The sequence below is a fragment of the Microcystis sp. LE19-131.1A genome (genome assembly GCF_027532015.1).
Lineage (GTDB): Bacteria > Cyanobacteriota > Cyanobacteriia > Cyanobacteriales > Microcystaceae > Microcystis > Microcystis ichthyoblabe_A.
This window is the reverse complement of sequence record NZ_JAPZSS010000181.1, coordinates 1-4,555: the sequence shown is the minus strand read 5'-3', so window position 1 is coordinate 4,555 and position 4,555 is coordinate 1. Positions and strand designations below refer to the sequence as shown.

Sequence of the window (4,555 nt, the reverse complement as noted above, 5' to 3'; positions counted from 1 at the left end):
CTGGCCAAGTTTTCTACGATACTGATTAACCTTTTCTTTCTTCTGGTGTCCCCTAGGTCTGCATACTGTAATTCTTGGGCTGCCCATTTCTCCATTTTTTTGCTCACCTCCACCTTAATTCCTTCTTTCAAAACTATACCTATCAATCGTTTCCCCTTTTTTTAAGTTTCTTCTCTTTTTGTTAAGAAAGATCTGACTAATGGATAGCTTGATAAGGGGGGTGGGGATCCGCCTTGATAAGGGGGGTGCCGATTAGAGATTACCAATTGTCCGCTTCTTCAAGAACTTGTGCTGAATCATACCAAACTTCTACATCTAAATCTGCCAGATAGGAAAGGGCATTTTCTATCGCTTGGGAGTTGCCTTGCAGTTGTAGATCGAACCAGCCATCTTGATTATTATTGGCAGCTAACAAAGCGGAAAATATATTCACTTTTAGACCAGAAAAAGACCCTAAACGTGCTATAATTGGCTCGTTAATATATTGTTTAGGAATCCGAATTTTTATTCTTCGGGAAGTGGGGCGATCGAGTCCAGATTGATCGAGATGTAAGTCACTTTGGGGATGATTAATAGTTTGCCATTGAGGTTGATTATCCATAGTTTTTATCCTTTAAGATTTACCAGCTTTAGTCAGAATTTTATCGAACAAGCCTCCATCATCAAAAAATTGCTTTTGTACCTTATCCCAACCGCCTAAATCCTGCACGGTAAAGAGATTTTTTATCTGAGGAAATTTACTCTCAAACTCTTTAGCTACAGTCGGTTCAACGGGACGAAACCCCACCTGAGCAAATTCTCTTTGGGCTGCGGTAGTAAATAAAAACTGCACAAAGGCCTCGGCCACTTTTCTCGTACCTTTTTTATCCACATTAGCATCAACAACCGTCACGGGATTATCAATAGAAATATTATAATCGGTGGGAACAGTATAAGCTAACTTCTCACCTTTTTGATTAGCGAGAATCATCTCATTTTCGTAATTAATTAGCACATTTCCCTGACCTTGTTTAAAAAACACATCACTAGATTCGCGAGCATCTCTAGGTAAAACTGGCGCATTTTTAAACACTTTTTCGACAAAAGTTTGCGCCGCTTGTTCACTGCCTCCCGCTTGCGTCACCGAACCCCAAAGAGCGAGAAAATTCCAGCGCGCTCCGCCAGAAGTCTTGGGATTAGCAGTAATAACTTTAATATTATCCTTGACTAAATCTGACCATCGATTAATTTTAATATTGGCATCACGAGGAACAAAAGCCACCACAGATTTATGAACAATAGATTCATTGGGTGCTTCTTTTTCCCAACTGGGTTGAATTAATCCCGCTTGCTCAATTTTCTTGGTATCCAAAGCTAAAGCCAACGCTACCACATCCGCTTCCAAACCATCGATAACGGCGCGAGTTTGGGAACCAGAACCACCATAACTCTGTTCAAAAGTTACTTTTTGCCCCGTTTTTTGTTGCCATTCCTCGACAAATTTGGGAATGATTTTTTCGTAGGCACTTTGGGTGACAGCATAGGAAACAAGTGTCACAGTCACGGGTTTTTGGCTGTCATTGCCGCTATTGGTGGGGGATGGGGTGCAAGATGCCAGCATTCCTCCCGTCAGGACAGTTGCCATGAGTAGGGATAAACAAGACTGGGATGACTGCATCGGCGGCGCTCCTAAGCTTTACTCTGAGGTTGTATCTGTTTTCAGGTCTGCTTTAATCCTACAGCACAGGAAATAAAATTTCAATACATTTATAAAACAAATTGGAAATAAGGTGATAACAAGGGAAACTGTGAGAAGATAAAATCAGTGCTACATCTAGGTTTGAGACTATGGGCAAGAGCGTCAAGGCCAAAAAAACAACCCTCCTACAACAACTGATTAACCAGAGTTTTCTCTTTCGCGGACTAGAGGAAGCTTGGTTAAGTCAGTATCTCGATGCCGACAATCTCAAGTTAGAGACGCTATTTTCCAATCGTCCCGTCTATACGGCTTTTCTTCCCGATGAATTTCTAGATGTTTTGTATGTGATTTTGAATGAGGGTGTAATCGTTGTCCGCAGCACACCCCTCGACCGGATTATTGCCATTACCTACCCCGGTAGCTGTTTTGGCATGAGGAGTTTACCCTTTAGTTATGGTTTAGCCAGTCGCGCCTTTCCCTGTTTGGTGGAATCCTATAAAACTACCCACGTCCTGAAAATTCCCTTATCGGCGCTAGAAAAGATTTACAACGATAACGAAAGTTTTCGTCAACGGTACTGTTTTTTATTTGAATTACAGCAAAAATTCGAGTATCATTTGCTTAATTGCAGTAGCTATCCACCCCAAGCTGTAGCCACTTTACTCAGAGCCTTAATCTATCAAGAAAGAGAATTAGGCAGTCAACCAGATGCCGAAAATATCTATACTTTTGATCTATCCGTCGATGTGATTGCTCGCGCTTGTCAACTCAATCAACGCACCGTCGAACAGGTATTAAAAGGATTGCAAAACGTGGGATTAATTGCCTCAGAATCGACGGGGGATTTAATTCGGGTACTGGATGCCGAGGGTTTAAAAGAAGTTTACAGTGCCACCAGAGATAAAGTTAATTGGTGGCCCCTAAGATAAGTAGGTTTGGCCTTATTTATTATTGCCATTGACAGCGCTTTAAGGCATCTTCGGCAGCCGCTTTGGTGGCATCCTGTTTCCGTTTGCCTTTACCTGTACCGTAGAGAAGATGATTAACCCGCACTTCGGCAGTAAATTCCCTAGCGTGGGGGGGGCCGGTAACATCAATGATCGCATATTCTGGATTAGAGGCGAAATTGGCCAGCGCCCACTGTTGAAAGAGATTTTTGGCATCGATAAAAGATGGCGATTCCGATTGTTGAGAGACTAAATGAGAGGCAACAGGGATAAAAAGCCCGTGCAGATAGTTTTTAACCGCATTTAACCCCGAATCTAGATAATAAGCCCCAATTATCGCTTCAAAAGTGTCCGCTAATAGGGTAGGATTTGATCGCCCCCGATCTTTAATTGCTCCCTTGCCTAAACGCATTAACTCCCCCAGGCCGATTTCAATGCCTAATTGCGCTAATTGTTCTTCTTTGACCAAATTTGACCGCAAACGGGTTAATTCGGCCTCGTTCATGGCGGGATATTTTTGATACAATAGTTCGCCCACCAAAAAAGCCAAAATCGCATCGCCTAAAAATTCTAGGCGCTCGTTATTTTCCGTCAATTCCGACTGTTCATTGACATAGGAACGATGGGTTAAAGCTTGGGTGAGAAGGAGAGCATTTTGAAAAGGAGGCAAACAAGACATTGCACGAGTAAGTCAAGAGCATTTCTTATCTTAATCTGACCCCACCGCGAATAGATGAGACGAACGATCCTTTTTTTACTGTTTTTTCCGGCTAGTTTAGGCATAATCTCCCAAATCTTCTCACCGGAAAACCTATCCGCTGCTATTCTTGCCCTAGGTATCCTGGGGATGTGTATGGAACAGGCACGCATGGCGGCGGTGGACTTGGCAGAAATTGCCCAATTTCAGCAAAAAACCAGCGATCCTCGCCTCGATCGCTTTTTTATCGTCACAGTTAGTACAATTGTTTTAGAATTATCGGGCTTTTATCTGGCTGCCCTCTCGATAGGATGGGGAGCTTTAATAGTTTTAGTCAGTCAAATTTGGTTTCAATGTTTAGCCAAGATTCAACTGCAGCCAAGCACAGAAAAAATTATTGACCATGGCATAGTGCCACGTTTACCCATCTTACTCGCTGACGGAATCGGCATAATCTTCGTGGCTTTCTGGTTAGCCAAAATCGCTCCCCTAATTATGGCCATAACTTTAACGACAATGTTATTAATCTACGGCTCTATTAAGTATAGACCTCTGGCAAAAATCAAAAATCTTCCCTTAGTTGAGGAGTAAGTAGCCAGTATTCGGTCGTCAGGAGAATCAAGAATGAGCTTTAATCAACTAAATTCTCTACTTAGAGATTTTATGCCTATTTTTCTCATTTTTGAACTCTCAAAAATTAATTATCCAAGAACTCTCCTGTAGTCCCTCGAAATTACCGCAGAAATCGAGTGCCTTAATCAACCCGACAAAAAGTTAATTTTAGAGAGAATTCCCCCAGATGAAACCATTACCCATTATTTTATCAGTAGTCCAGACGCAGGAGGCTCTCTTAGGTTTGGTGGGTAAAATGTATTCTAAGATATAGTCCTGCTGGCGAGCGAGTGGAAGGAACCACTCCAGACACAGAGGACACGAAGATTGATCGCTTCTATAGTAAGTTAAACTGACCACACAAAGAATAAGAGAGCCGTACCCCGAATGAGGTATTCTGTGAAGTTAGATCAAATAGTGATGGAATTCAGACTTGAATTCCATCACTGTTATATGCTGGTCGGCTTCAAGGGTCTCGGTTTCATCGAAAATTTGGGTCTGAAACCCCGTCGTTCTACGACGGCTTTACTGTTAAATATGAGCATCGTTTACGAAATATATGCTAAAATGTGAGGTATGGAAAAAGCCTATTCTTACCGATTTTACCCCACACCCGAACAA

The 4,555-nt window shown here is 42.2% G+C and carries 7 protein-coding genes; 3 read left to right on the top strand and 4 right to left on the bottom strand.

Going from position 1 to position 4,555, the window contains the following annotated elements; all coding sequences use genetic code 11:
- The 3 genes from O9323_RS14050 to O9323_RS14040 all read right to left on the bottom strand — a co-directional run.
- The coding region (locus O9323_RS14050; protein ID WP_130758582.1) for an IS4/Tn5 family transposase DNA-binding protein at positions 1–95 on the bottom strand (95 nt) is incomplete at its 3' end.
- A 164-nt stretch (positions 96–259) separates the two neighbouring features.
- Positions 260–601 carry an NIL domain-containing protein gene (locus O9323_RS14045; protein ID WP_002754656.1) on the bottom strand — a complete coding sequence of 114 codons (342 nt, stop codon included), beginning with the start codon at positions 599–601 and terminating at the stop codon, positions 260–262.
- Positions 602–613: 12 nt separating this feature from the next.
- Positions 614–1,657 (bottom strand): sulfate ABC transporter substrate-binding protein, encoded by a 1,044-nt coding sequence (locus O9323_RS14040; RefSeq protein WP_149106894.1) that lies wholly within the window; start codon positions 1,655–1,657, stop codon positions 614–616.
- Positions 1,658–1,827: 170 nt separating this feature from the next.
- Between O9323_RS14040 and O9323_RS14035 the strand changes: the two genes are divergently transcribed.
- Entirely contained in the window at positions 1,828–2,607 is a 780-nt protein-coding gene (locus tag O9323_RS14035) for a Crp/Fnr family transcriptional regulator (RefSeq protein WP_149106895.1), read from the top strand.
- Between the two features lie 19 nt (positions 2,608–2,626).
- On the opposite strand, the gene rnc is transcribed toward O9323_RS14035, so the two are convergent.
- Positions 2,627–3,304 carry a ribonuclease III gene (gene rnc / locus O9323_RS14030; protein WP_002774091.1) on the bottom strand — a complete coding sequence of 226 codons (678 nt, stop codon included), beginning with the start codon at positions 3,302–3,304 and terminating at the stop codon, positions 2,627–2,629.
- Between the two features lie 54 nt (positions 3,305–3,358).
- Here rnc and O9323_RS14025 point away from each other — a divergent pair, with 54 nt between their 5' ends.
- Both O9323_RS14025 and O9323_RS22685 read left to right on the top strand, forming a co-directional pair.
- A complete protein-coding gene (locus O9323_RS14025; protein WP_149106896.1) occupies positions 3,359–3,913 on the top strand; it encodes a hypothetical protein in 555 nt (184 codons plus the stop codon).
- Between the two features lie 597 nt (positions 3,914–4,510).
- Positions 4,511–4,555 (top strand): helix-turn-helix domain-containing protein (locus O9323_RS22685; RefSeq protein WP_353736998.1); only part of this gene is annotated, 45 nt, incomplete at its 3' end.

Bases quoted from the DNA above. Each gene is read 5' to 3' on its own strand.
- rnc (WP_002774091.1), bottom strand. From the start codon at position 3,304: ATGTCTTGTTTGCCTCCTTTTCAAAATGCTCTCCTTCTCACCCAAGCT.
- O9323_RS14035 (WP_149106895.1), top strand. From the start codon at position 1,828: ATGGGCAAGAGCGTCAAGGCCAAAAAAACAACCCTCCTACAACAACTG.
- O9323_RS14040 (WP_149106894.1), bottom strand. From the start codon at position 1,657: ATGCAGTCATCCCAGTCTTGTTTATCCCTACTCATGGCAACTGTCCTG.
- O9323_RS14025 (WP_149106896.1), top strand. From the start codon at position 3,359: ATGAGACGAACGATCCTTTTTTTACTGTTTTTTCCGGCTAGTTTAGGC.
- O9323_RS14045 (WP_002754656.1), bottom strand. From the start codon at position 601: ATGGATAATCAACCTCAATGGCAAACTATTAATCATCCCCAAAGTGAC.